Source organism: Planomonospora corallina (assembly GCF_042650625.1).
GTDB lineage: Bacteria > Actinomycetota > Actinomycetes > Streptosporangiales > Streptosporangiaceae > Planomonospora_B > Planomonospora_B corallina.
On record NZ_JBHSBM010000025.1, the window covers coordinates 189,256 to 213,497 of the forward strand.

General features: G+C 72.8%; 24 protein-coding genes. 10 read left to right on the forward strand and 14 right to left on the reverse strand.

The genetic code is table 11. The features are described from left to right. Positions 1 to 55: 55 nt before the first annotated feature. Positions 56 to 1,120: a S8 family peptidase gene (locus ACFOWE_RS22845; protein WP_377291066.1), complete on the reverse strand. Its 1,065-nt coding sequence runs from the start codon at positions 1,118 to 1,120 to the stop codon at positions 56 to 58. A 384-nt stretch (positions 1,121 to 1,504) separates the two neighbouring features. Between ACFOWE_RS22845 and ACFOWE_RS22850 the strand changes: the two genes are divergently transcribed. After that, the gene (locus ACFOWE_RS22850) at positions 1,505 to 1,999 is read left to right on the forward strand and encodes a DUF3145 domain-containing protein (protein WP_377291068.1); all 495 of its coding nucleotides are present in this window, start codon (positions 1,505 to 1,507) and stop codon (positions 1,997 to 1,999) included. 271 nt (positions 2,000 to 2,270) lie between these two features. On the opposite strand, the gene ACFOWE_RS22855 is transcribed toward ACFOWE_RS22850, so the two are convergent. From ACFOWE_RS22855 to ACFOWE_RS22895, 9 genes are all read right to left on the reverse strand, one after another. Beyond that, on the reverse strand, positions 2,271 to 3,722 hold the full coding sequence (locus tag ACFOWE_RS22855) for an acyl-CoA carboxylase subunit beta (RefSeq protein ID WP_377291070.1): 1,452 nt from the start codon (positions 3,720 to 3,722) through the stop codon (positions 2,271 to 2,273). A gap of 12 nt (positions 3,723 to 3,734) precedes the next feature. Continuing rightward, the gene (fabF, locus tag ACFOWE_RS22860; protein WP_377291072.1) at positions 3,735 to 4,967 is read right to left on the reverse strand and encodes a beta-ketoacyl-ACP synthase II; all 1,233 of its coding nucleotides are present in this window, start codon (positions 4,965 to 4,967) and stop codon (positions 3,735 to 3,737) included. A gap of 59 nt (positions 4,968 to 5,026) precedes the next feature. Next, complete coding sequence (locus ACFOWE_RS22865; protein ID WP_377291074.1) at positions 5,027 to 5,266, reverse strand: acyl carrier protein; 240 nt, start codon at positions 5,264 to 5,266, stop codon at positions 5,027 to 5,029. 79 nt (positions 5,267 to 5,345) lie between these two features. Continuing rightward, positions 5,346 to 6,299 carry a beta-ketoacyl-ACP synthase III gene (locus ACFOWE_RS22870; RefSeq protein ID WP_377291076.1) on the reverse strand — a complete coding sequence of 318 codons (954 nt, stop codon included), beginning with the start codon at positions 6,297 to 6,299 and terminating at the stop codon, positions 5,346 to 5,348. A gap of 40 nt (positions 6,300 to 6,339) precedes the next feature. Further along, positions 6,340 to 7,269: an ACP S-malonyltransferase gene (locus ACFOWE_RS22875; RefSeq protein ID WP_377291078.1), complete on the reverse strand. Its 930-nt coding sequence runs from the start codon at positions 7,267 to 7,269 to the stop codon at positions 6,340 to 6,342. A gap of 103 nt (positions 7,270 to 7,372) precedes the next feature. After that, positions 7,373 to 8,497 (reverse strand): PucR family transcriptional regulator, encoded by a 1,125-nt coding sequence (locus ACFOWE_RS22880; RefSeq protein WP_377291345.1) that lies wholly within the window; start codon positions 8,495 to 8,497, stop codon positions 7,373 to 7,375. A gap of 118 nt (positions 8,498 to 8,615) precedes the next feature. Then, positions 8,616 to 9,098, reverse strand: a complete 483-nt coding sequence (locus ACFOWE_RS22885; protein ID WP_377291080.1) for a DUF350 domain-containing protein — start codon at positions 9,096 to 9,098, stop codon at positions 8,616 to 8,618. A gap of 82 nt (positions 9,099 to 9,180) precedes the next feature. Beyond that, a complete protein-coding gene (locus ACFOWE_RS22890) occupies positions 9,181 to 10,341 on the reverse strand; it encodes a glutathionylspermidine synthase family protein (protein WP_377291082.1) in 1,161 nt (386 codons plus the stop codon). A 9-nt stretch (positions 10,342 to 10,350) separates the two neighbouring features. Next, positions 10,351 to 10,770 carry a hypothetical protein gene (locus ACFOWE_RS22895; RefSeq protein ID WP_377291084.1) on the reverse strand — a complete coding sequence of 140 codons (420 nt, stop codon included), beginning with the start codon at positions 10,768 to 10,770 and terminating at the stop codon, positions 10,351 to 10,353. A gap of 153 nt (positions 10,771 to 10,923) precedes the next feature. Here ACFOWE_RS22895 and ACFOWE_RS22900 point away from each other — a divergent pair, with 153 nt between their 5' ends. Together ACFOWE_RS22900 and ACFOWE_RS22905 are read left to right on the forward strand one after the other, a co-directional pair. Continuing rightward, entirely contained in the window at positions 10,924 to 11,625 is a 702-nt protein-coding gene (locus ACFOWE_RS22900; RefSeq protein ID WP_377291086.1) for a helix-turn-helix transcriptional regulator, read from the forward strand. Between the two features lie 75 nt (positions 11,626 to 11,700). Then, the gene (locus ACFOWE_RS22905) at positions 11,701 to 12,090 is read left to right on the forward strand and encodes a VOC family protein (protein ID WP_377291088.1); all 390 of its coding nucleotides are present in this window, start codon (positions 11,701 to 11,703) and stop codon (positions 12,088 to 12,090) included. Positions 12,091 to 12,211: 121 nt separating this feature from the next. On the opposite strand, the gene ACFOWE_RS22910 is transcribed toward ACFOWE_RS22905, so the two are convergent. Continuing rightward, positions 12,212 to 12,739 carry a MarR family winged helix-turn-helix transcriptional regulator gene (locus ACFOWE_RS22910; protein ID WP_377291090.1) on the reverse strand — a complete coding sequence of 176 codons (528 nt, stop codon included), beginning with the start codon at positions 12,737 to 12,739 and terminating at the stop codon, positions 12,212 to 12,214. 75 nt (positions 12,740 to 12,814) lie between these two features. Here ACFOWE_RS22910 and ACFOWE_RS22915 point away from each other — a divergent pair, with 75 nt between their 5' ends. After that, entirely contained in the window at positions 12,815 to 14,122 is a 1,308-nt protein-coding gene (locus ACFOWE_RS22915) for an amidohydrolase family protein (protein WP_377291092.1), read from the forward strand. Here ACFOWE_RS22915 and ACFOWE_RS22920 read toward each other — a convergent pair. Then, positions 14,052 to 14,279 (reverse strand): hypothetical protein, encoded by a 228-nt coding sequence (locus ACFOWE_RS22920; RefSeq protein WP_377291094.1) that lies wholly within the window; start codon positions 14,277 to 14,279, stop codon positions 14,052 to 14,054. The genes ACFOWE_RS22915 and ACFOWE_RS22920 overlap by 71 nt on opposite strands. A gap of 180 nt (positions 14,280 to 14,459) precedes the next feature. On the opposite strand from ACFOWE_RS22920, the gene ACFOWE_RS22925 reads away from it, so the two are divergent. The 3 genes from ACFOWE_RS22925 to ACFOWE_RS22935 all read left to right on the forward strand — a co-directional run bounded on the left by ACFOWE_RS22925 (position 14,460) and on the right by ACFOWE_RS22935 (position 18,346). After that, the gene (locus tag ACFOWE_RS22925) at positions 14,460 to 15,710 is read left to right on the forward strand and encodes a sensor histidine kinase (RefSeq protein WP_377291096.1); all 1,251 of its coding nucleotides are present in this window, start codon (positions 14,460 to 14,462) and stop codon (positions 15,708 to 15,710) included. Next, the gene (locus ACFOWE_RS22930) at positions 15,707 to 16,390 is read left to right on the forward strand and encodes a response regulator (protein WP_377291098.1); all 684 of its coding nucleotides are present in this window, start codon (positions 15,707 to 15,709) and stop codon (positions 16,388 to 16,390) included. The genes ACFOWE_RS22925 and ACFOWE_RS22930 overlap by 4 nt, the downstream gene beginning before the upstream one ends. A gap of 144 nt (positions 16,391 to 16,534) precedes the next feature. After that, positions 16,535 to 18,346, forward strand: a complete 1,812-nt coding sequence (locus tag ACFOWE_RS22935; RefSeq protein ID WP_377291100.1) for a serine/threonine-protein kinase — start codon at positions 16,535 to 16,537, stop codon at positions 18,344 to 18,346. A 19-nt stretch (positions 18,347 to 18,365) separates the two neighbouring features. On the opposite strand, the gene ACFOWE_RS22940 is transcribed toward ACFOWE_RS22935, so the two are convergent. Next, entirely contained in the window at positions 18,366 to 19,907 is a 1,542-nt protein-coding gene (locus ACFOWE_RS22940; protein ID WP_377291102.1) for an alpha/beta hydrolase, read from the reverse strand. A 92-nt stretch (positions 19,908 to 19,999) separates the two neighbouring features. Further along, entirely contained in the window at positions 20,000 to 22,747 is a 2,748-nt protein-coding gene (aceE, locus tag ACFOWE_RS22945) for a pyruvate dehydrogenase (acetyl-transferring), homodimeric type (protein WP_377291104.1), read from the reverse strand. A 257-nt stretch (positions 22,748 to 23,004) separates the two neighbouring features. Between aceE and ACFOWE_RS22950 the strand changes: the two genes are divergently transcribed. From ACFOWE_RS22950 to ACFOWE_RS22960, 3 genes are all read left to right on the forward strand, one after another. Then, positions 23,005 to 23,199, forward strand: a complete 195-nt coding sequence (locus ACFOWE_RS22950) for a DUF1918 domain-containing protein (protein WP_377291106.1) — start codon at positions 23,005 to 23,007, stop codon at positions 23,197 to 23,199. A gap of 33 nt (positions 23,200 to 23,232) precedes the next feature. Beyond that, positions 23,233 to 23,640 carry a secondary thiamine-phosphate synthase enzyme YjbQ gene (locus tag ACFOWE_RS22955; protein ID WP_377291108.1) on the forward strand — a complete coding sequence of 136 codons (408 nt, stop codon included), beginning with the start codon at positions 23,233 to 23,235 and terminating at the stop codon, positions 23,638 to 23,640. Positions 23,641 to 23,766: 126 nt separating this feature from the next. Then, positions 23,767 to 24,195 carry a DUF3052 domain-containing protein gene (locus tag ACFOWE_RS22960; protein ID WP_377291110.1) on the forward strand — a complete coding sequence of 143 codons (429 nt, stop codon included), beginning with the start codon at positions 23,767 to 23,769 and terminating at the stop codon, positions 24,193 to 24,195. Positions 24,196 to 24,242: the final 47 nt, after the last annotated feature.

Below are 24,242 nucleotides of genomic sequence, written 5' to 3' on the forward strand. Positions count from 1 at the left end.
CTGCAGCCCCTCTTCGGGCACTCGGCGTGCCCACGCGATCACTTCGGGTGGGACTTTACCCGGCGAGGGGCACGAGGGTCCCGAGATCGGGGATCTTCCGGGTGCGCCGGGGGTCGAGGACATGGGCCACCGCCTCCCGGGGCGACATGTCCCGGGCGGCCGCGGCGACGGCTCCGGAGACCACGGCGGCGGCGAAGGAGGTGCCGCTCCAGCGCGCGTAGCCGCGGAAGGTCCCGTACTCGAGGAAGGCGCTGGTCAGCCACTCGCCCCGGGCGCAGGCGTCCACCCAGGGGCCGTGGGCCGAGAACGGCGCCCGCTCCTGCTGGGCGGCGTCCAGCGCGCCGACGGCGACCACGTCCGGCAGCGCGGCGGGCCAGAACGGGCGGTCCGAGGCGGTGTTGCCGGCGCAGGCGACCACCGCCGCGCCGGACAGCCCGTCCAGCGCCGCCTCCACCAGAGGGGAGGGGCGGTCATCGAAGGTGTGGCAGCCGAAGGAGAGATTGAGCACCTGCGGCGGGTCGTCGCGCAGCCGGGTCAGGGCGCGCAGCAGCCCGGACTCGTCTCCGACGCCGTGGCCGTCCAGCACCTGGAGCGGGTGGAGCCGCGCCTGCGGGGCCGCGCGCAGGACCAGCCCGGCGACGAAGGTGCCGTGGCCGGCCTGGGCGTCCAGCACCCCGTCGCGGTCCGCGTCCGGCGTCTCGGCGGCCTCGGTCCGCCGCTCGGCGAACCAGAGGCTCTCCCGCCACCACGGGTGCTCGGCCACTCCGGTGTCGAGCACCGCCACGGTCACCGGGCTCTCGTCCGCCGGCGGGGCGCAGGCCGGCGCCGGGAGGGGCGGAGCGGGGAACGGGCGGGAGGCGGGGCCGCCGAAGAAGAGGGGCTGGCCCATCAGGATGTGGTTGGGGGAGGCGCGGTGGCCCCGTTCGCGTACGGTGGCCGCCAGGTCGCAGACGTCCACGCCGGGGGAGAGCCGGAGCCGGAAGATCCCGTCGGCCTCGGAGACGGCGGCGGTCCAGCGGGCGCTGGCCTCCATTCCGGGGGCGTCGGTCAGCAGCTGGCCCGCCCTGATCAGGGCGGGTGAGCCCGGCACGGGTTCGACCCGGATGATGTCGGTGTCCATGTGGTCCTCCGGTATCGGTCGCCGCCTCGTGGAAACCGTCCTCTCCGACGATGTCGCAGATGGGTCTCCCGGAAGCGGAAGCAGGGATTTTCCTTCCCGCATCCACGGCCTGGGACCATTCCGCGATGGGAACTCCAGAGCGGTCCTGAACCGGGAATCCGGTAATGTATTCGTAAAGTGAGGGAGGCGAAAAGGCCTGGACGCCCCGGCGAAACGGTACGGCCCGGCCATCCCGGTACGAGAGAGATCGGCACCGCACCATCTCGGTATGACCCCCCTCTGGTGTGATGTCGCGACCGACGGTAGTCTCTCCTTCAGTCACTTGTGATCATCCGGGGACGAGGCCGTTGGGGAAGGCGCACCTCGTACGAAACGGGAGGTCCGGTGTCTGCTCGTGGCGTGCTTTACGTCCACTCGGCTCAGCCCGCGCTGTGCCCTCATATCGAATGGGCGGTCGCGGGTGTCCTCGGCGTGCCCGTAGACCTGACGTGGACGCCGCAGCCCGCCGCGCCGGGCCACGTGCGTGCGCAGGCCGAGTGGGAGGGACGGCCGGGAACGGCCGCGGCCATCACCTCGTCCCTGATGGGCTGGCAGCGGATCCGCTTCGAGGTCACCGAGGACGCCTCCCCGGGATGCGACGGCTCCCGTCACGCCTACACCCCGAGCCTCGGCGCCTTCACGGCGGTGATCGGCGCCACGGGTGACGTCCTCGTGCCCGAGGACAGGCTCCGCTCCGCCATGCTGATGGCCCGCCAGGGCCGGGTGGTCCTGGAGGAGGAGCTGGACCGGCTGCTCGGCAAGCAGTGGGACGAGGAGCTCGAATCGTTCCGCTACGCGGGCGAGGGCGCCCCGGTCCGCTGGCTGCACGCCGCCGTCTGACGGAGGGCCTGGCCGGTCCGTCTCCGCGCGCCTTGCGACCTCCTCGCGTCCCCGCCTCCCCGGGGACGTCCCCGAGGAGGCGGCTCCCGGCCTCTCACGCCCTCCTCCGTGGCCGCCCCTGCGGGCCTCCGGCGGACCTCCGCGCTCCTCCCGCCGCGGAGGGAACCGGCCGTCCCGCCCGGGTCCGGTGCCGGCTCCGGCCGACACGGCGACGGCCCCGTACGGATCTCCGTACGGGGCCGTCGCCGTGTCGGCCTGTCGCCTTCGGGGCCTACAGGGGGATGTTGCCGTGGGCGCCGCGGGCCGGGGTGGCCCGGGCCAGGACCCGGGCGATGGCGCCGCGGGTCTCGGCGGGCTTGATCACCTCGTCCACCACGCCGAGCTCGATGGCCCGGTCGAGACCTCCGGCGAGGACCTCGTGCTCGGCGGCGAGCCGCGCCTCCAGGGCGGAACGCTCCTCCTCCGGAGCCGCCGCGATCTCCCGGCGCTTGAGGATGCGCACCGCGGCCAGCGCGCCCATCACCGCCACCTCGGTGGTCGGCCAGGCGAAGACCTTGGTGGCGCCCAGGGAACGGGAGTTCATCGCGATGTAGGCGCCGCCGTACGCCTTGCGGGTCACCAGGGTGACGCGCGGCACCGACGCCTCGGCGAAGGCGTGCAGCAGCTTGGCGCCGCGGCGCACCACGCCGTCGTGCTCCTGGCCCACCCCGGGCAGGTAGCCGGGCACGTCCACCAGCACCACCAGCGGCACCCCGAAGGCGTCGCACATGCGCACGAAGCGGGCGGCCTTCTCGGCGGAGGCCGAGTCCAGGCAGCCTCCCAGCCGCATGGGGTTGTTGGCGATCACTCCGATGGTCCGGCCCCCGAGGCGGCCCAGCGTGGTGACGATGTTCGGCGCCCACTTGGGGTGCAGCTCCACGCCCGGCTCGTCCAGCAGGCCCTTCACCAGGGGCTTGACGTCGTAGGCGCGGCGCGGGCTGTCCGGCAGCAGGCCGGAGAAGTCGACGTCCTCGACGTCCGGGCGGATCCGGCCCTGGTGGCCCAGGAGCACCGCCAGGCGGCGGGCCTGCACGTAGGCGTCGGTCTCGGACTTGGCGACCACGTGCACGACGCCGCTGCGCTTGCTGTGCGGCTCCGGGCCGCCGAGCGCGGCCATGTCGATCTGCTCGCCGGTGACGCTGCGGACCACGTCGGGGCCGGTGACGAAGATGCGGCCCTCGTCGGCCAGGATCACGATGTCGGTCAGCGCCGGGCCGTAGGCGGCGCCGCCGGCCGCCGGGCCGACGACCACGGACAGCTGCGGGACCACGCCGGAGGCGCGGGTCATCGCGGCGAACACGCGGCCGACGGCGTGCAGGGACTCGACCCCCTCGGCCAGCCGGGCGCCGCCGGAGTGCCAGACGCCGAGGATCGGGACCCGCTCGCGGACCGCCACGTCGTAGGCGTGCACGATGTGCTCGCAGCCCTCGCTTCCCATGGCACCGCCCTGGACGCGGGCGTCGCTGCAGAACACGACGACCGGCACGCCCTCCATGCGGCCCATCGCGGCGAGCACGCCGCTGCGGTCCACCGGCGTGATCAGCCGGATCGATCCCTCGTCGAGAAGAGCCGCCAGGCGCACCTGCGGATCACGGGGATCGACGGACTCCTCGCCGGAGGAGGCCTCGGCCGCCGCGGCGCCCTCGACGGATCTGTTGCCGAGTCTGTTCTCGAGCACGGTCATGGCGATCTCCTGTCAGAGGCTGGTGAAGGCGACGGCGACGTCGTGTCCGCCGAACCCGAAGGAGTTGTTGATCGCGGCGATCTGGCCGTCCGGGAGCTTGCGCGGCTCCCCGAGCACCAGGTCGACCTCGATGCCGTCGTCGGGGTCGTCCACGTTGATCGTGCCGGGGACGATCCGCTCGTGCAGGGCGAGGATCGTGAAGACCGACTCGATGCCCCCGGCGCCGCCGAGCAGGTGGCCGGTCATCGACTTGGTCGAGGTCACCATCGGATGCCCGCCGACGACCTTGTTGATCGCGATGGTCTCCACCACGTCGCCGGCGGGGGTGGAGGTGGCGTGCGCGTTGACGTGCCTGACGTCCTGGCCGGTGAGCCCGGCGTTCTCCAGGGCCCGGCGCATGGCCGTCATGACCCCGGTCCCGTTCGGCTCCGGCTGCGCGATGTGGTGGGCGTCGGCCGAGTAGCCGACACCCGCGGCCACCGCGTAGATCTTCGCGCCGCGGGCGCGGGCGTGCTCCTCGGACTCCAGCACGACGATGCCCGCGCCCTCGCCGAGCACGAAGCCGTCCCGGCCCCGGTCCCAGGGGCGCGAGGCGCCCTGCGGGTCGTCGTTGCGCGTGGACATGGCCCGCATCGCGGCGAAGGAGCCGATGTTCAGCGGGTGGATGGCGGCCTCGGTGCCGCCGGCCACCACCACGTCGGCACGGCCCGAGCGGATCATCTCGATGGCGTAGCCGATCGACTCCGCGCCGGTGGCGCAGGCGCTGACGGTGGCGTGCACGCCGGCCCGGGCGCCGATCTCGAGGCCGATCCAGCCCGCGGGGCCGTTCGGCATCAGCATCGGCACGGTGTACGGCGAGAGCCGCTGCCAGCCCTTCTCCCGGAAGGTGTCGTAGGCGTTCAGGATCGTGGTGATGCCACCGATCCCGCTGCCCACGACGACGCCGAGCCTCTCGGCGTCGACGTTCTCGATCCCGGCGTCCGCCCACGCCTGGCGGGCCGCCACCAGGGCGAACTGCTCGGTCCGGTCCAGCCGCCGCGCCTCCGGCCGGGGCAGCACCTCGGCCGGGTCCACGGCGGCGGAGGCGGCGAACCTCACGGGGACGGACTCGGCCCAGTCCTCGGTGATGGGGCGGACCCCGGACCGACCGGCGAGGAGCGCCGACCAGGTCGAGGCGACGTCTCCGCCGAGGGGCGTCGTCGCGCCGAGCCCGGTGACGACGACACGTACCTGGTCTGTACTCACGTTCTGCGCTCCTTGTGCATCGCGGGTCTGGCTCTTCGAGGCTCCGGGACGGCGTCCCGTCAGCTCTGGATGAGGTTGACGACGTCCTTGACGGTCTTCAGGTGCTTGAGCTGGTCGTCGGGGATCTCGACACCGAACTCGTCCTGGGCGGCGACGGCGATCTCGACCATGGACAGCGAGTCGATGTCGAGGTCGTCCACGAAGCTCTTCTCCGGGGTGACCTCGGCGGCCGGGATGCCGGTGATCTCGTTGATGATCTTGCCGATACCAGCGAGGATCTCCTGCTCGGTCATGGCCATGTCGGGTGTTCTCCTTGGGTTGGTTTCTTCTCGTGTTGCGCGGTGGGGCCGCGCAAGTCTTTACGGGGTCTGCGGATGCCTACGGGATCTCGACGACCTGGCCGGCGTAGGTCAGGCCGGCGCCGAAGCCCAGCAGCAGGGCCAGGCCGCCCGACGGCACCTCGCCGCGCTCGATCATCCGGGACAGCGCCATCGGGATCGACGCCGCCGAGGTGTTGCCCGCCAGCACGATGTCCTTGGCGACGACGGCGTTGTCGGCGCCGATCTTCCGGGCGATGGCCTCGATGATGCGCACGTTCGCCTGGTGGGGCACGAAGGCCGCCAGTTCGGCGGGGTCCACTCCGGCCCGCTCACATGCCTGCCTGGCCACCGGGTGGAGCGCGGTGGTGGCCCAGCGGAAGACGGTCTGGCCCTCCTGCTTCAGGAAGGAGTGGCGGTCCTTGACCATGATCGCGTCGGCCTTGTCGCCGGCGCTGCCCCAGACCACGGGGCCGATGCCGGGGGTCTCCGACGGGCCCACGACCGCGGCGCCCGCGCCGTCGGCGAAGATCACCGCGGTGCTCCGGTCGCTCCAGTCGATCCAGGGGGAGAACTTCTCGGTGCCGACGACCAGGACGTGGGTGGCCGAGCCGGCCCGGATCGCGTTGTCGGCGACGGCCAGGGCGTAGCAGAAGCCGGAGCAGGCGGTGTTCACGTCGAGGGCGCCGGGGGCGCCGATGCCGAGCCGGGAGGCGACCCGGCCCGCCGCGTTGGGGATCTGCGTCTCCAGCGTGCAGGTGGCGACGATCACCAGGTCGATGTCGGAGGCGGCCAGCCCGCTGGCGGCGAGGGCCTTGCCGCCCGCCTGCACGGCCAGGTCGATCTCGGACTCGCCCTCGGCGACGCGGCGCTCCGCGATGCCGACCCGGCTGCGGATCCACTCGTCGCTGGTCTCCATGACCTTCGACAGGTCGTCGTTGGTGACCACCTTGGACGGCTGGTAGTGGCCGAAGGCCAGGATCTTCGCGCCGGGGGCGCCCTGTGAGACCTTCATGCGCCGATCACCGTTCCTCCTCCGCCGTGCCGTACCGGGTTCACTTCGCGACCTCCCGGGCGGCGTCGAGGTCGTCCGGGGTCTTCAGCGCCACGGTCGCGATCCCGCGCAGTCCGCGCTTGGCCAGGCCGGTGAGCGTGCCTCCGGGCAGCAGCTCGATCATCGCGGTGACGCCCCGGCCGGCCATCGTGGCCATGCAGGCGTCCCAGCGGACGGGGTTGGCGACCTGGTCGACCAGGCGGCCGAGGAAGTCGGCGCCCGAGGCGACCTGCGCGCCGTCCGCGTTGGACAGCAGGTCGACGGAGGGGTCCCGGGGCGTGATCGAGGCGACGGCCTCGCGCAGGTGGTCGACGGCCGGCGCCATGTGGACGGTGTGGAAGGCGCCCGCGACCGAGAGCGGGATCAGCCGGGCGCGCGCGGGCGGCTCGGCGCGGAACGCCTCCAGCCGCTCCAGCGTGCCGCCGGCCACGATCTGGCCGGCGCCGTTGATGTTGGCCGGGGTGAGCCCGTGCCTCTCGATGGCGGCGAGGACCTCGTCCTCGGCCCCGCCGAGCACCGCGACCATGCCGGTCTCGGTGACCGCCGCGGCCTTGGCCATGGCCTGGCCGCGCTCCCGCACCAGGGCGAGGGCCTGCTCGGGGGTGAGGACTCCGGCCAGCGCGGCGGCGGTCAGCTCTCCGACGCTGTGGCCGGCGACGAGGTCCGGCGCGACCGTCCCCGCCTGAGAAGCGGGGGACAGGGAGACGCCGAGGGCCTCGGCGGCGGCCAGTCCGGCCGCGACGAGCAGTGGCTGCGCCACCGCGGTGTCACGGATCGCGTCCGCGTCCGCGGTGGTCCCGTAGGAGATCAGGTCGAGGCCCACCACCTCGGACCAGGCGGACAGACGGTCCGCCAGGCCCGGTATCTCGAGCCACGGGGTCAGGAAGCCTGGGGTCTGGGCGCCTTGGCCCGGAGCGACGATGACGAGCACGAAATCCAGCCTGCCCTGTAGGAGTTAGCCACATGGATGGAGATCCGAACGAACTTCTTCCACAGTTTTTTGTAGGAAACCTACGGAAGAGGTTTCGCCCGCGTTAAGCAAAGGGCGATTGGATCACAGAGGTCTCGGACAGCCGTCCGAGGATGAGGCCCACCTGCAGGGTGAAGGCGGAGCGGCCCTCCGTCGGCTGGTATCCGGTCAGCTCCGTGATCTTTCGCAGCCGGTAGCGCACCGTGTTCGGATGTACGAAGAGTAGCCGAGCCGTCGCCTCTAGTGACGTACCTTGCTCCAGGTATGTCGCTAGCGTGTCGAGAAGAGGGGTGCCGACGAGCGGCAGGTAGACGGTCTGGACGAGCTCCGCCCTGGCGGCGTCGTCGCCGTCGATGGCCCGCTCCGCGAGCAGCTCCTCGGCGTGGACCGGCCGGGGCGCGTCCGGCCAGCCGGCGGCGGCCCGCAGCCCGGCGATCGCGGCCCGCGCGGAGCTCGCCGCCGTGTGCAGATCGCTCACCTCGGGGCCGATCACGATCGGGCCGGGCCCGAAGCGGGGCACCACGTGCCTGGCCGCCGCGTTGACGCTGTCGGCGCCGCCCACGATCACGATCAGCTGGTCGCCCTGGACCCCGGCCAGCATGTCCATCCCGGCCCGGCGGCCCCGCTCCCGCAGGCCGTCGATGACCGCCTGGGGGTCGTCGTCGGGCGCGTGCCCGGCGAGCACGACCACCGGGGAGGAGGTCCAGCCCAGCGCGGCGGCCCACGAGTGCAGGCCGTCGTCGACCTCGCCGCGGACGAGCGCGTCCACGATGAGCGCCTCCAGCCGGGCGTCCCACGCCCCGCGCACCTCCGCCTCGCGGGCGTAGACGTGGGCCGCGGCGAAGGCGACGTCCCGGGTGTAGCGCAGCATCGCCTGCTCCAGCTGGTCCTCGCCGCCCGGGGCGGCCAGCTCGCCGGTCCGCTCCTCGACGACCTCGACCACGGTCCGGACGATGTCGACGGTCTGCTGCAGCGAGATCGACCGCTTCAGCTCCCGGGGGGCGGTGCCGAAGAACTCGATGCTGGGGGTCGGCCGTCCCTCGCCGGCGTGCTGGAACCACTCCACGAACGCGGCGATCCCCGCCTGTGCGACCAGCCCCACCCAGGACCTGTCCTCGGCGGACAGGGCACGGAACCACGGCAGCCGGTCGTCCATCCGGGCCATGGCCGCCGTGCCCAGGGCGCCCATGGCCCGTTCCAGTCTGCGCGTGGTGTCCTCGCGAATCTGATCGTTCACGCCTCAAGACTGCCAGTTCGACCGGGATGCGGAAGCCGTACGGTGCCCCGCGGGCGGCGGGCGGACCGGGTCAGATGACCGCCACGGCGGTGATCAGGCCGATGGCCACGTGCGTGACGGCGAGCAGCCGGGCGCCGGGCTGCAGGTCGGGCTCGGCGACCAGCTCGCGGACCGAGATGCCGGCGACCTTGTCGAAGACGACCATCGCCACGGTCTGCACCGCGATGCCTACCAGGCCGAAGACCGCCGTGGCCAGCAGCCCTTCCTGCAGGGCGCCCCCGGACGACCAGATGGAGGCCGCGACGATCAGGCCGACCGCGGCCAGGCCGGAGGTGGTGAGCAGGGTCGCGTTGGGGTTGCGGTCGGTCTTGATCAACTTGCTGAGCTTGCCCGGGATGGCCAGGTCGATCACGTAGAAGCCGACGATCAGCAACAGGACGCCGAGCGCCGCGTAGGAGGCGATGGCGAGCGACCCCCGGCCGAGGAGCTCGGCGAGCGACAGGGTCGTCTCGGTGTCGGCGGGGGCGGGGAGCGGGGCCGGGGTGGTGCTCATGTCGTTGTCTCCATGGTCTTGGGGGTCGGTGGCGCGGGGCCGTGTGCGGATCGGGTGGTCGCGCGTCGCGGAGGGCCGGGCCTCAGCCGGCGATGCGGTGCGGGACGAAGGAGGAGGTGTTGTCGGTGATCAGCCCGGAGGTCTCGCGGATGCCGAGCCCGGCGGACTCGTCGTGGACGACCCAGGCGCCGAGCACCGGCCGCTGGCCGCCGAAGTCGGGCAGCGGCTCGAAGGCCTGGTGGACGTAGCCCTCGGCGCCGTAGCCGCCGCCGGTGCGCAGCTCCTGGCCGGGGGCGGCGATGCGCATGCTCGCCCCCTCCCGGCCCAGCAGCGGTTTGGCGATGTGCGCGGGCAGGTCGCGGGGGCCGTCGAGGTAGGCCGGCAGGAGGTTCGGGTGGCCGGGGTACAGCTCCCACAGGACGGCCAGCAGCGCCTTGTTCGACAGCAGCATCTTCCACAGCGGCTCGATCCAGGTCATCGAGACCTGCTGGCGCACCGCGTCCGCCCCGAACGGGTCGGCGACCACCCACTCCCACGGGTAGAGCTTGCAGAGCGTGCGGATCACCCGGCGCTCCACGTCCACGAACCGGAGGTTGAGCGCGTCCCAGCCGATGTCCTCCATCGCCACCGCGACCGTCGCCAGGCCGGCCTGGCCGGCGGTCTCCTGGAGGTAGGCGACGGTCATCGCCTCCTCGCCGCTTTCGTCCATGGAGGTCCAGGCGAAGTGCGCGGGGCCGGTGGGCAGCGCCGCGGCGATCTGCCGCCACCGGTCGATCAGCCGCTCGTGGATGGAGTTCCACTGGTCGTCGCCCGGGTGGCGGTCCTGCAGCCAGAACCACTGCACGACGGAGCTCTCCAGCAGGCTGGTCGGGGTGTCGGCGTTGTACTCCAGTAGCTTGGCCGGGCCGGTCCCGTCGTAGCGCAGATCGAAGCGGCCGTACAGGTGCGGGTCGCGCCGCTCCCAGGAACGGGCGATCTCCGGCGCGACCCACTCGGGGATCGCGAAGTCGCGGTAGCGCCCGGTGGCGATCACGTGCTCCACCGCGTGCAGGCACATCCGGTGCAGTTCCTCGACCTGCTCCTCCAGGGCCAGGACCTCGTCCATGGAGAAGACGTAGTGCACGCTCTCGTCCCAGTAGGGGCGGCCGGTGCCGCCGGGGTGGGCGGAGCGGTGGTAGGCCAGGCCCTGCTCCTCGATGATCCTCTCCCAGCCGGGGCGGGGAGGCGAGCTCTCGCGTCTCATCGGGGAAGGTCAGCTGCCGCTGGAGCCGCGGCCGCCGAAGCCGCCGCGCTGGATCACGGTGCCCTTGCGGGTGGTGATCTGGACGTCGGAGGGCCTGACGGTGGTGCCCTTGGACACCTTGGTCCCGCTGCGGGCGCCGCCGTAGTACCAGCCGTAGGCGCCGTGGGAGCCGTGGTAGCGGACGGTGCCGTCGTCGTCGCAGAGGTCCTCGTCGACGACCTCGTACGAGCCGTCGGGCAGCTGGTTGTCGAGGTTGACGCAGTCGGCGCCGACCTCCTCGTAGTCGTCGTCGGCCGCGCACGCGCCGACGACGAGCAGGGATATGATCGTTATCCCGGAGATCACGATGGCCTTGGACGCCTTTCCGCCCGGTTCGAACCGGACGGGTTTGCGCGGGGGTTTCCGGGCCATCGGGTGTTTCTGTGCCATCGAACTCCAATGAGAAGTGTCGGGATAGGGTATCTGCGGTCTTTTGACTGTTCAACCGGTCGAAGGCGCCGGAAGGTTCCCTTTCCGTCCGCTTTCGTGGGGGAAGGCCGGACTCCGCGGGGAAATGTCGGCGGGGGCGCGTACCGTCGGAGTGTGAACCGCACCGATCGGCTCTACGCCCTGGTGGAGGAGCTGCGCGCCGTCTCGCCCCGGCCCCGCTCCGCACGCGAGCTCGCCGGCAGGTTCGAGGTGAGCGTGCGCACCGTCGAGCGCGACATCTCCGCGCTCCAGCAGTCCGGGGTGCCGATCTACGCCGAGCCCGGCAGGCGCGGCGGTTACGTGCTGGACAAGAGCGTCTCCCTGCCGCCGCTGAACTTCACCCCCGCCGAGGCGGTCGCGGTCGCCGTGGCGCTCAGCGAGGCCTCCGGCAGCCCTTTCGCCCGCCACGCCCGCAGCGCCCTGCGCAAGCTGGTGGCCGCGATGCCCCCGCAGGAGGGGGAGCGGGCCAGGCGGCTGGCCGCCCGCGTCCACCTGCTCGTCGAGCCGGAGCCGTACCCCCGGGTGTCGCGGGTGATCGAGCAGGCGCTGCTGCACCGGCGCGTGCTGGTGATCGACTACATGGACGCCAAGGGCGAGGCGACCCGGCGCGAGGTGGAGCCGGCCGTCTTCGTGGGCGGGCGCGGCGGCCACTGGTATCTCGTGGGGTGGTGCCGGCTCCGTCGGGACGTGCGGATCTTCCGGCTCGACCGGATCGGCCGCGCGGAGGAGACCGACGAGCCCTCGCCCGAGCACCCGCCGGAGCGGGTCATGCCACAGGTGCCCGGGCTGATTTTCGGAAGTCCGGAACTCGAGTGAAAACACCGACATAGGGTTGTCGCCGGCCCGGTCCATCGTGGAGGTGTTCGAGAAACCGTTCCGAGAGGACACCTGATGATCAACACCGTGGCCTGGTTCGAGATCGCCACCGACGACCCGCAGGGCGCGGAGAAGTTCTACGGCGAGCTGTTCGGCTGGTCCTTCGCCACCGACGAGGGGTCGGCGAAGAACGGCATGGACTACCGGCTCGTCGGCTACCCCGGCGGCGACGGTCCCAAGGGCGGCCTGTACGCCACCGGAGGGGGGTCCCCGAACCACGCGGTCTTCTCCGTCGTCGTCGCCGACACCGGCGCCGCCTGCGAGCGGGTCGAGAGCCTGGGCGGGCAGGTCGTGTTCAAGCTGCTCGAGAACCCGAACGGTCCCGACTTCGCCTACGTCCGCGACACCTCGGGCAACCTGTTCGGCCTCTTCACCCCGCCGCACCTGCGCGGGACGCGGGAGTAGGGCCGCCGCGCCGGCGTCCGGAGGCTCCGGCCCGCCCGGCCCGCCCGGCCTCGGCGCGGGCCCGGCCGGTCCCCGGCGGCCCGCGCGGTGGGGCCCCGGGGGGTCACCGGGCCCCGGCGGGTCACCGAAGGGCGCGGTGCTGCTCCGGCCGGTCCCCGAGCGCGACGAGCACCTCGCGCAGCAGGTCCGCCAGGGCCCGCGCGGTGGCCGCGGGGACGCCGGCGAACAGCTCCCGGTGGGCCTCGGCGGTGGCGAGGGTGAGCTCCTCGGCCAGCCGGACGCCCTCGGGGGTCAGCCGGACCCAGGAACTGCGGCGGTCGGCGGGGTCGGGCTCGCGCTCGACGAGCCCGGCCCCGGTGAGCCGCTGCAGGATGTTGCTCGTCCCGCCGGTGGTGAGCGAGGAGCGGGTGGCGAGCCGCCCGGGCTTGAGCCGGTACGGGGCGCCCGCCCGGCGCAGCGTCGCCAGGACGTCGAAGTCGGCGTAGGTGAGGCCGTACCGGCCCAGGACGGACTGAGTGGTCTCCTCGATGCGGCCCTTCAGCCGCGCAGCCCGTTTGACGATCTCCAGTTCGAGGGTGGCGGCCTCGGGCAGCTCGGCCCGCCACGCCGCGACCAGTTCGTCGACCAGGTCCGTCTCTCCCCTTGCCATGGCATTGAGGGTATCCCTCGCACCTGATAGCTTTTCTAAAAGCTTTTCCTATAGCTATCAGGAAAGAGGTCTGCCGTGCGCACCCTCATCACCGGCGGCACCGTGATCGACACCGAGCCCGCGCCCCGTGTCCTGCCCGGGGCCGACGTGCTCGTCGAGGACGGGCTCATCGCCGCCGTCGGCCCGGGACTCGCCGTCTCCGGCGCACGGGTCGTCGACGCCTCGGGCATGCTCGTGCTGCCCGGCCTCGTCGACACCCACCGACACGTCTGGCAGAGCGTCCTGCGCGGCGCCTTCGCCGACGCCACCCTGGGCGACTACCTCTCGCTCGTGCTCGGCCGCCTCGCCCCCGCCTACCGGGCCGAGGACGTGCACACGGCGAACCTGTGGGGCGCGCTGGAGGCCCTCGACGCCGGGATCACCACCCTCTGCGACTGGTCCCACATCCAGTCGACCCCCGAGCACACCGACGCCGCGCTGGCGGCCCTGCGGGAGTCGGGCATCCGGGCGGTCTTCGCCTACGCCCACCCCGGCCCGGGCGAGGCCCGCCGCCCGGACGAGGTGCGGCGGGTCGCCTCGCTGCTCGGCGACTCCGGTCTCGTCACCGCCGCCCTCGCCGCCTCGGGGCCCGTCTACGGGCCGGTGGAGGAGGCGGAGGCGGACTGGCGGCTCGCCCGCGAGCTCGGCCTCCGGATCAGCCTGCACGCCACCGGGACCGGCGCGGTCGAACGGCTGCACGACGCGGGCCTGCTCGGGCCGGACGTCACGTTCGTGCACGGCAACGGGTTCACCGGGGAGGCCGTGGAACTGGTCGCCGGCAGCGGGGGAGCCGCCTCCGTGGCGCCCGCGGTGGAGATGCAGATGGGACACGGCCACCCGGAGACCGGCAGATTCCGCCGGGCCGGCGTCCCGACCGGGCTCGGCGTCGACACGGTGGTGAACGTGCCGGGAGACATGTTCGCCGTCATGCGCGCCGCGTTCGCGGCCGAACGGGTGCGCGGGGGCGGCCTGACCGCGGCCGAGGTGCTGCGCACGGCCACGATCGAGGGCGCGGCCGTACTCGGGCTGGCGGACCGGATCGGCTCGCTGCGGCCGGGCAAGCAGGCCGACCTGGTGCTGCTGCGCGCCGACGCCCCCAACCTGGCGCCGGTCCGCGACCCGGTCGCCGCGGTGGTCACCGCCGCCGGGCCGGGCAACGTGGACACCGTGCTGGTCGCCGGGCGGATCGTGAAGCGGGCCGGCCGCCTCGTCCACCCGGGCCTGCACGCGGCCCGCGCCCGCGCGGCCGCCTCGGCGGACCGCCTCGCGCGGGTCACGACGGATCGGTCAGGCGGGCCGCGGCGATCAGCACGGCCCCCAGCACGGCCAGGCTCAGGTTCGTGAAGACCTCGTACCCCTCGAAGAGCTCCACCCGCTCGGCGACCAGGCGGTTGAAGAGGTTGAGCACGCCGATGAAGGGCTGGACCGCCACGTGGTCGATGGCTCCGCTGACGCCGGACAGGACCATGACGACGCCCAGGAGCTGGATGACTTTGCGCATGGCTCCATGCTGGGCGCGCGCCCTGCGGCGGGGGGTCGGCCACCGGGATCCCCTCTCCCGACTCCGGTTCCGATCTCCGGCCGCCGCACCCCGACGAAAGTATCGGCCGTCCCCTCACCGGTATCGCCTCCGGCCGCGGGGGTGGGCACGGCCCCGCGGCCCGCCGTACGCTCCGGGACGATGAACGACTCTGAGACCGTGTCCGCACCCGCCCCCGCGCCCCGCCGCAGCCTGCGCGACTGGATCGTGGACACCTGCCTGTTCCTGGCGGCCGTGCTCCTCGGGCTGATGAGCTACGGCGAGCGGGTGAGCGCCCCGATCGTCCCGGAGTGGCTCTTCCATCTCGACCAGGTCGCCGCCGCGCTGGGCTGCGCCGCCCTGTGGCTGCGCCGCCGGTGGCCGGTCGAGCTGGCCGTGGCGCTGACCGTCCTGTCGGTCGTCTCCGAGCTGGCCGGCGGCGCGCTGCTGGTCGCCCTGTTCACGGTCGCCGTCCACCGGCCCCCGCGGACCACGGCCGTCGTCTTCGCGCTGAGCCTGCCCGCCGCGCTCCTGTTCGTCATGTTCCACCGGGACCCCGCGTTCCCCGCGTTCGCGATGCTGGTCCTGGGCGTCGGGCTCCAGACCGCCGCGGTCGGCTGGGGATTGTTCGTCCACCACCGGCGGCGGCTCCTGTCCTCGCTGCGCGAGCGCGCCGTCCGGGCCGAGACCGAGGCCCGTCTCCGCGCCGAGCAGGCCCGCTACCACGCCCGCCAGGAGATCGCCCGGGAGATCCACGACGTGCTCGGCCACCGCCTGTCGCTGCTGAGCGTGCACGCCGGCGCACTGGAGTTCAACCCCGGCGCCTCCGCCGAGGACATCGCCCGCGCGGCCAGGGTGATCCGCCAGAGCGCCCACGGGGCGCTGCAGGACCTGCGGGAGGTCGTGGGCGTGCTGCGCGCGCCGGTCGGCGAGCTGCCCCAGCCCACCCTCGACGACCTGCGGCACCTGGCCGCGGAGTCGGACGGGGCGGGGATGCGGGTGGAGCTGCGGGAGGAGACCTCCGGCGCCGTTCCCGAGAGCGCGGGCCGCACCGCGTACCGGATCGTGCAGGAGGGCCTGACCAACGTCCGCAAGCACGCCCCGGGCGCCGAGGTGCGCATCCGGGTGGCGGGGGAGCCTGGCGCCGGGCTGACCGTCGAAGTGCGCGACACCGCGCCCGCCACGGTGCCCGCCCCTGCGTCCGCCCCTGCGTCCGCCCCTGTGCCCGCCGCCGTGCCCGTCCCCGTGGGGAGCCGCCGCCTTCCGGACGGCGCCTCCGCCCCGCCCGCCGGGTCCGGCCAGGGACTGACCGGCCTCGCCGAGCGCGTCGCCCTGGCCGAGGGGCGCCTGGAGTACGGCCCCGCCGCCGGGGGTGGCTGGCGGCTGGCGGCCTGGCTACCGTGGCCGCCATGACCGCATGCGAACCCGGCTCCATCGGCGTGCTCATCGTCGACGACGACCCGCTGGTCCGCGCCGGACTGGCGATGATGCTGGGCGGCGCCCCCGACATCCGCGTGGTGGCCGAGGCGGGCAACGGCGCCGAGGCGCTGCCCCTGGCCGACCGGCACGCCCCCGACGTGGTCCTGATGGACATCAGGATGCCGGTGATGGACGGCCTCGCCGCCACCGAGGCGCTGCGGGCCCGGGCGCACGCGCCGGAGGTCGTCGTCCTGACCACCTTCGACGCCGACGAGCACGTCCTGCGGGCGCTGCGCGCCGGGGCCGCGGGCTTCCTGCTCAAGGACACCCCGCCCGACGAGATCGTGGCCGCGGTGCGCCGGGTGGCGCGGGGGCAGCCGGTCCTGTCCCCGGAGGTGACCCGGCGGCTCATCGCCCGGGTCGCCGACCCCGGCCCCGACCTGCGCCGCACCCGGGCCAGGGAACGGCTGGAGCTGCTGAACGAGCGGGAGCGCGAGGTCGCCCTCGCCGTCGCCCAGGGCAGGTCCAACGCCGGGATCGGCGCCGTGCTCCACCTCAGTGTCCCCACGGTCAAGACCCACGTCTCCGCCGTGCTCGCCAAACTCGGCCTCAACAACCGGGTCCAGATCGCGCTCCTGGTCCACGACGCCGGGCTGCTGGAGGCGGAGCGGTGAACCGGACGCCCCCGTCCGGCGTCTGCCGGACGGGCGCGGGACGCGCCGCGGGTCCGCGTTGATCACGATTCGGCGAGCGGGGCGGTCCCGGCCGCCGGAGATGTGTAGTGTCCGGGAAGAACGCCGTGGGACGAGGGGTCGGCGATGTCGGAGATCGGACCGCTGCGGCCGGGGGACCCGCCGCGGCTGGGCGACTACGAACTGCGGGGCAGGCTGGGGGAGGGCGGCCAGGGGGTCGTCTACCTCGGGGAGTCCGCGAGCGGGGAGCGCGCCGCCGTCAAGCTGCTCCATGTGCGCTTCACCGGCGACGAGCACGCCCACTCCCGTTTCGCGCGCGAGCTGCAGGCGGCCCGGCGGGTGGAGGCCTTCTGCACGGCCCGGGTGCTGGCCGCCGACCTCGACGGCGAGACGCCGTACATCGCCAGCGAGCTGATCGACGGGCCGTCGCTGCGCCGGGTCGTCCAGCGCGGCGGGCCGCTGGCGGGGGAGGACCTGGAGCGGCTGGCGATCGGCACGGCCACCGCGCTGGCCGCGATCCACCGCGCCGGGATCGTGCACCGCGATTTCAAGCCCGACAACGTGCTCCTGGCCCCGGACGGTCCGCGGGTCGTCGACTTCGGCATCGCGAAGATCATCGATGAGAGCGGGACGATCACCACCCGGGCGGTCGGCACCCCCGCCTACATGGCGCCCGAGCAGATCTCCGGGGAGCGGGTCGGCCGCCCGGCCGACGTGTTCGCCTGGGGCGCGACCATGGTCTTCACCGCGACCGGCCGGGCGCCCTTCGGCGGCGACACGATCGTGGCGACGCTCCACCGGGTCATCAACCACGAGGCGGACCTGAGCGGGCTCCCCGGCGACCTGCGGGAGATCGTCGCCGACTGCCTGGCCAAGGACCAGGCCCGCAGGCCGGCCGCGGACGAGGTGCTCAGACGCCTGCTCGGCCATCCGGCCCAGGACGGAGCGGAGGCCTCCGACGCCGAGCTCGCCGAGGGCGCGCAGGCGGCCACGGCCGACCTGACCCGGGGAGGGAGCCCGGCCCGGTCCCGCCCCGCCTGGCGCCGGCAGGTGGCCGCGGGAGGGGCCGCGGCCGCGGTCCTGGCCGCCGCGGTCGCCTTCGCCCAGTTCGGCGCGCCGTCCGGCTCCGGCGCCACCGCCACGCCGCCCGCGGTCACGACCCCGGCCGCGACGACCGCGGCCCCCTCCACCGGATCGCCGCTGCTCGACCGGATCGCCAGGACGCGGACGATCACGATCGGCTACCGCGCGGGCCTGCCCGGGGTGGCCCTGGAGCGGTCCGGCTCGCCGGCGGGCTTCGAGATCGACGTGGCCCGGCGCATCGCGGCCGAGCTGGGCGTGCCCGCCGGCGGGGTCGTCTTCCGGAACGTCGGTGTCCGCCGCGAGGACGCGGTCGACGGCGGCGAGGTCGACCTGGTCGTCGCCAACCTCTCGATCACCGGGCAGAGCCGGAAACGGGTGGCCTTCGCCGGGCCGTACTACCTCGCCTACCGCGACGTGCTCGTCCGGAAGGGGTCGGGGATCTCCACCCTGGAGGACCTGCGCGGCAGGAAGGTCTGCGCTGCGGGCAGCACGACCACCGCCGCGCTGATCAAGGACCGGGTCGCCGGCGTCGAGCTCGTCCCGGCGGCGGACATGGCGGAGTGCGCCAGGAACGTGGCCGCCGGCATCGTGGACGCCTTCCCCGGCGACGACCTGGTGGTCGCCGGGTTCGGCGCGCGGGAGAGCGGCGAGTTCGAGGTCCTCGGGCTCCGGCTCAGGCGCGAGCCGTACGGCGTGGCGCTCCGCAGGGGCGACCCCGTGGCCTGCGAGGCGGTCAGCGAGGCGATAGCGGCGATGTACGCGGACGGGAGCGTGCGCGAGCTCCTCGAGCACCACTTCGGGGCGGTGGACTTCGGGTTCCAGACCCGGCGCCCCCGTCCCGAGCCCTGCCGGTAGGCGGGGCTCGGGACACGCGTCACTCCTTCGGGCAGGTCGTGCCCTCCGCGGGAACCTTCCCGTCGAGCAGGTAGTCGTCGGAGACCTGCTTCACGCAGGCGTCACCGGACAGGTAGGCGCCGTGGCCCTCGCCCTTGTAGGTGACCAGCACGCCCGTGCCCAGCTGCTCGACCAGCTTCGGCCCCCACTCGTACGGCGTGGCGGGGTCGCCGGTGCCGGCGATCACCACGATCGGCGCGGAGCCGGAGGCGTCGATCTTCTTGGACTCGTCGTTGCCGGGGATCGGCCAGGAGGAGCAGATGGTCCCCATGCCGGCGCTGCCGAACAGCGGGGAGATCTTCAGCGCCTCCTTCTCCGTCCTGAGCAGCTCCGCCTCGTCGGGCCGCTCGGCGGTGTCCACGCAGCTGATGGCGGGGAAGCTGCTCATGATCGTGCTGTAGGAGCCGTCGGGCTCGCGGCCGTTGTAGTTGTCGGCCAGGGCCATCAGCGCCTGGCCGTTGCCCCTGATCGCCGTGCTCAGGGCCTGGTCCAGGAAGGGCCAGGTCTGCTCCGAGTAGAGGGCGGAGGCGATCGCGGTGATCGCCAGGCCCTCGGTGAGCTCCCGGCCGGAGCCGACCGGCAGGGGCTTGTCGTTCAGCTTCTTCAGCAGCGCCGCGACGTTCTCGTCCGCGGCATCCTGGTCGGCGCCGATCTTGCACTGGCCGTCCTTGACGCAGTCCTTCAGGAAGGACTCGTAGGCCTGCTGGAAGCCGGCCGTCTGGGCCAGCGTGTGCTCGCGCATCGAGAGGCTGGGGTCGACCGGGGCGTCCAGCAGGAACCGGCCCACGTTCTTCGGGTACCGGGTCGCGTAGACCGCGCCGAGCTCGGTGCCGTACGACATGCCGACGTAATTGAGCTTCGCGTCGCCCAGCGCCTGGCGGATGCGCTCCATGTCCTCGGCGGCGCTCACGGTGCCGATGTACGGCAGGACCTTCCCGGAGGTCTTCTCGCAGGCGCCGGCGAACTCCTCGATGACCTGCTCGATCTCCGCGCGCTCGGCCGCGTCCTCGGGGGTGCTGTCCACCGCGGTGAACTCGTCCATCTCCGCGGTGCCGCCGCACCGGACGCCGGAGCTGCGCTCCACCCCGCGCGGGTCGAAGCTGACCAGGTCGTAGCGGGTGCGCAGGCTGCCGAGCACCTTGGCGGCCTGGGCCAGGGTGTCGACGCCGGAGGCGCCGGGACCGCCGAAGTTGAACAGCAGCGAGCCGATCCGCTCCCCGGGACCGGTGGCCTTGACACGGATGAGGGCGATGTCGATCGTCCCGGCCGAAGGATCGGCGTAGTCGAGCGGCACGGCCAGCTTCCCGCACTCCTCGCCCGGCTCCGGGGCGGCGCTCTGGCCGCCGGGACGCTGGATGTCGGTGCACGGCCCCCAGGCGATCGCGCCCGGCGCCGTGGCGGTGGCGCTCGGGGCGGCCGTCCCGCCGCGTTCGCCGTCCTCCCCGGCGCCGCAGGCGGCCAGTGTGGCGGCCAGTGCCACGGACAGCGCCGCGGTCGCGGCCGTCGCCGGGATTCCTCGCATGACGTGCATCCCCCCTAAGGATCACCCCGGGGGGAGCGGTCCGGCCTCCGTCCCCGGGTGGGGCCCGCCGGCGGACCCCACCCGGAAGGATCTCACAGACCCATGGACTGGGTGTCGTTGCTCTCGGCGCCTCCGGCCTCGGTCACGCCGTTCTTGAGGTGGTAGCGGGAGATGGCCTCGCGCAGCACCTCCTCGTTGACCTCGCCGCGCCTGGCGAGCTGGGTGAGCACGGCCAGGGTGATCGAGGCCGCGTCCACGTGGAAGTGGCGGCGCAGCGCCGAGCGGGTGTCCGACAGGCCGAAGCCGTCGGTGCCGAGCGAGGCCCAGTCACCGGGCACCCAGCGGGCGATCTGGTCCTGCACCGCGCGCATGTAGTCGCTGACGCCCACGAACGGGCCCTGGGCCTTCGACAGCACCCGGGTCACGTACGGCACGCGCTGCTCGGCGTCGGGGTTGAGCAGGTTGTGCTCCTCGGCCTCCAGCGCCTCGCGGCGCAGCTCCGACCAGGAGGTGGCCGACCAGACGTCGGCGGCCACGCCCCACTCCTCGGCCAGCATGCGCTGGGCCTCCACCGCCCACGGACCGGCCACGCCGGAGACCAGGATGTTGGCCTTCGGCCCCTGGACCTGCGGAGCGGGGGCGAACCGGTACAGGCCCTTGAGCAGGCCCTCCACGTCCAGGTCGGCGGGCTCGGCCGGCTGGGGGTAGGGCTCGTTGTAGACCGTCAGGTAGTAGAAGACGTTCTCCGGAGCCTCGCCGTACATCCTCCGCAGGCCGTCCCGGACGATGTGGCCGATCTCGAACGCCCACGCAGGGTCGTAGGAGACCGCAGCGGGGTTCGTCGAGGCGATGAGCGGGGAGTGGCCGTCCTCGTGCTGCAGGCCCTCGCCGTTCAGCGTGGTGCGGCCGGCGGTGGCGCCGAGCAGGAAGCCCCGGCCCATCTGATCGGCCAGCTGCCACATCTGGTCGCCGGTGCGCTGCCAGCCGAACATCGAGTAGAAGATGTAGACCGGGATCATGTGCTCGCCGTGCGTGGCGTACGACGTGCCGGCGGCGATCGTCGAGGCCATCGAGCCGGCCTCGCTGATGCCCTCGTGCAGGATCTGGCCCTCGGTCGACTCCTTGTACGACAGCAGCAGCTCGCGGTCCACGGCCTCGTAGGTCTGGCCGTGCGGCGAGTAGATCTTCGCGGTCGGGAAGATCGCGTCGAGGCCGAAGGTACGGGCCTCGTCCGGGATGATCGGCACGAAGCGGTGGCCGATCTCCTTGTCGCGCATGAGGTCCTTGAGCAGGCGGACGAAGGCCATGGTGGTGGCGACGTTCTGCTTGCCGGAGCCCTTCTTCAGCTGCGCGTAGGACTCCTCGCCGGGCAGCCTGATCGGCTTGGCGCGGACCGTGCGCCGGGGCAGGAAGCCGCCCAGCGCGGCGCGCCGCTCCTTCATGTAGGCGATCTCGGGGTCGTTCTCGCCCGGGTGGAAGTAGGGCGGCAGGTCCGCGTCGAGCGCGGAGTCCGGGATCGGCAGGTAGAGCCGGTCGCGGAACTCCTTCAGCTCGGCCTTGGACATCTTCTTCATCTGGTGCGTCGCGTTGCGCGCCTCGAAGTCCTTGCCGAGCGTCCAGCCCTTGATGGTCTGGGCGAGGATGACCGTCGGCTGGCCGACGTGCTCGCGGGCCGCCTTGAAGGCCGCGTAGACCTTGCGGTAGTCGTGGCCGCCGCGCGAGAGCTTGCGGATCTCGTCGTCGGACAGGTGCTCGGCCATCTTGCGCAGGCGGGGGTCGCCGCCGAAGAAGTTCTCGCGGATGTAGGCGCCCGACTCGACGGAGTAGGTCTGGAACTGGCCGTCGGGCGTGGTGTTCATCTGGTTGACGAGCACGCCGTCGACGTCGGCCGCGAGCAGCGGGTCCCAGTCGCGGCCCCAGACGACCTTGATGACGTTCCAGCCGGCGCCGCGGAAGTAGGTCTCCAGCTCCTGGATGATCTTTCCGTTGCCGCGGACCGGGCCGTCCAGGCGCTGCAGGTTGCAGTTGATGACGAAGGTGAGGTTGTCGAGCTCCTCGCGGGCGGCCACGCCGATCGCGCCGAGCGACTCAGGCTCGTCCATCTCGCCGTCGCCGAGGAAGCACCAGACGTGGCTGCGGCTGGTGTCCTTGATCTTCCGGTTCAGCAGGTAGCGGTTGAACCGGGCCTGGTAGATCGCGCTGATCGGGCCCAGGCCCATGGAGACCGTGGGGTACTCCCAGAAGTCGGGCATCAGGCGCGGGTGCGGGTAGGAGGGCAGGCCGCGGAAGCCGTGCGACAGCTCCTGGCGGAACGCGTCGAGCTGCGCCTCGTTGAGGCGGCCCTCCAGGAAGGCCCGGGCGTAGATGCCCGGCGCCGCGTGGCCCTGGAAGAAGACCTGGTCGCCGGACTCGCCGTGGTCCTTGCCCCGGAAGAAGTGGTTGAAGCCCACCTCGTAGAGGGAGGCGGCCGAGGCGTAGGTCGCGATGTGGCCGCCGACGTTGGTGCGGGCGTTGGCCCGGGTCACCATGACCGCGGCGTTCCACCGGATGTAGGCGCGGATCCGCCGCTCGACGTGCTCGTCGCCGGGGAACCAGGGCTCGCGCTCCGGCGGGATCGTGTTGATGTAGTCGGTGCTGCGCAGGCCGGGGACGCCGACCTGGTGCTCGCGGGCCCGCTCCAAGAGGCGGAGCATCAAGTAGCGGGCACGGGTACGGCCCTCCGTCTTGACGACGTTGTCGAGCGACTCGAGCCACTCCTGGGTCTCGCTGGGGTCGACATCAGGGAGCTGACTGGGTAGGCCGTCGCTGATGATCGAGAAACGCTGGCGTCCGGAAGCCACTGGGTCTCGCCTTCCGAGGATGGACTTCATGTCTGTGTCGGTCACCATCCATCCTGGTCGCTCACTCCGGAAAGTGCATCACTACTAGCCGGTAACCAGGATGTAGCCGCTGGCAGGAGCGGCGATGTGGCCTAGTCCACCGATCGTAGGACGAATGGATCTCAAAGGTAACACCCGGGGTGCTCTTTTCTGCGGAGGCGCTGGGTACGACCCTTGGAAGAAGGTCGTCGGCAGCTGTTGAGAGGAGGCGCGAGAAGATGCACGCGACAGTGGGGGATCAGATCCTGGTCCACGGCGACACGGTCGGCCACCACGACCGGAGAGGGGAGATCCTCGAGGTCCGCGGGGACGGCGGGGCCCCTCCTTACCTGGTGCGGTTCGACGACGGCCACACCGGACTCGTGTTCCCCGGCCCGGACGCGCTCGTGCTCCCGGCGGGGGCGCGGACGTGAGTGCGGCCCGGCGCGGCTCGTAGGATTCCGCGGGTGAGATCACAGACGATCGAGGTGGTGACCGGCTCGCGGGAGCGGGTGCACGACATCACCGCCGAGTGCGAGGACTTCGCCCGGGCGTGCGGAGGCGACGGACTGCTGCACGTCTTCGTGCCCCACGCGACCGCGGGGGTCGCGCTGATCGAGCTCGGCTCGGGCAGCGACGACGACCTCCTCGCCGCGCTCGCGGACCTGCTCCCGGCGGACGACCGGTGGAGGCATGCGCACGGATCCAGAGGGCATGGGAGGTCGCATGTCATGCCGGCTCTCATCCCTCCGTACGCCACCGTCCCGGTCCTCGCCGGGAGGCTCGCGCTGGGCACGTGGCAGTCCGTCGCCGTGGTGGACCTCAACGTCGACAACCGCGAACGGCAGGTCCGGTTGTCGTTTTTGTCGGACTGATTCGCGCGTAGCCCAGTCGTTGCCGTGGCGACCGTTGACGACTGAGGGTCACAGCGTGTGGACTGTGCCGAAGCACTTTGAGCACCGCCGTACGGAGGCGGGGCCATCGAAGCAGGAGGGATAGACGTGAGCGCGACCGCGGGTCAGGCGCAGGGCGAACGCAGCCTGGCCGAACGGCTCGGTCTCAAGCCGGGCCAAGTGGTGCAGGAGGTCGGATGGGACGACGACGTCGACGACGACCTGCGCGACTCCATCGAGGAGCTGACCGGCAACGAACTGGTCGACGAGGACTATGAGGACGTCGTCGACGTCGTGCTGCTGTGGTGGCGGGACGGTGATGGTGACCTGTTCGACGCCCTGAGCGGGGTGGTGACCAACCTGACCGACGGCGGCCAGATCTGGCTGCTGACGCCCAAGGCCGGTCGAGAGGGCCACGTGGAGCCCAGCGACATCGGGGAGGACGCCACGACCGCGGGTCTGTCGCAGACCAGCAGCATCAGCGCCGCCCCCGACTGGTCCGGGACACGTCTGGTCACGCCCAAGGCGCGCCGGTAAGGGTCCGGTAACGGTCCACCCTGCCGTACGGCTCACGCGAGCCGTAC

Coding starts and splice junctions, on each gene's coding strand:
- ACFOWE_RS22845 (WP_377291066.1), bottom strand. CDS start 1,120: ATGGACACCGACATCATCCGGGTCGAACCCGTGCCGGGCTCACCCGCC.
- ACFOWE_RS22855 (WP_377291070.1), bottom strand. CDS start 3,722: ATGACCGTGCTCGAGAACAGACTCGGCAACAGATCCGTCGAGGGCGCC.
- ACFOWE_RS22865 (WP_377291074.1), bottom strand. CDS start 5,266: ATGGCCATGACCGAGCAGGAGATCCTCGCTGGTATCGGCAAGATCATC.
- ACFOWE_RS22870 (WP_377291076.1), bottom strand. CDS start 6,299: ATGAAGGTCTCACAGGGCGCCCCCGGCGCGAAGATCCTGGCCTTCGGC.
- ACFOWE_RS22880 (WP_377291345.1), bottom strand. CDS start 8,497: ATGGGCGCCCTGGGCACGGCGGCCATGGCCCGGATGGACGACCGGCTG.
- ACFOWE_RS22885 (WP_377291080.1), bottom strand. CDS start 9,098: ATGAGCACCACCCCGGCCCCGCTCCCCGCCCCCGCCGACACCGAGACG.
- ACFOWE_RS22890 (WP_377291082.1), bottom strand. CDS start 10,341: ATGAGACGCGAGAGCTCGCCTCCCCGCCCCGGCTGGGAGAGGATCATC.
- ACFOWE_RS22895 (WP_377291084.1), bottom strand. CDS start 10,770: ATGGCACAGAAACACCCGATGGCCCGGAAACCCCCGCGCAAACCCGTC.
- ACFOWE_RS22905 (WP_377291088.1), top strand. CDS start 11,701: ATGATCAACACCGTGGCCTGGTTCGAGATCGCCACCGACGACCCGCAG.
- ACFOWE_RS22910 (WP_377291090.1), bottom strand. CDS start 12,739: ATGGCAAGGGGAGAGACGGACCTGGTCGACGAACTGGTCGCGGCGTGG.
- ACFOWE_RS22920 (WP_377291094.1), bottom strand. CDS start 14,279: ATGCGCAAAGTCATCCAGCTCCTGGGCGTCGTCATGGTCCTGTCCGGC.
- ACFOWE_RS22925 (WP_377291096.1), top strand. CDS start 14,460: ATGAACGACTCTGAGACCGTGTCCGCACCCGCCCCCGCGCCCCGCCGC.
- ACFOWE_RS22930 (WP_377291098.1), top strand. CDS start 15,707: ATGACCGCATGCGAACCCGGCTCCATCGGCGTGCTCATCGTCGACGAC.
- ACFOWE_RS22935 (WP_377291100.1), top strand. CDS start 16,535: ATGTCGGAGATCGGACCGCTGCGGCCGGGGGACCCGCCGCGGCTGGGC.
- ACFOWE_RS22940 (WP_377291102.1), bottom strand. CDS start 19,907: ATGCGAGGAATCCCGGCGACGGCCGCGACCGCGGCGCTGTCCGTGGCA.
- ACFOWE_RS22950 (WP_377291106.1), top strand. CDS start 23,005: ATGCACGCGACAGTGGGGGATCAGATCCTGGTCCACGGCGACACGGTC.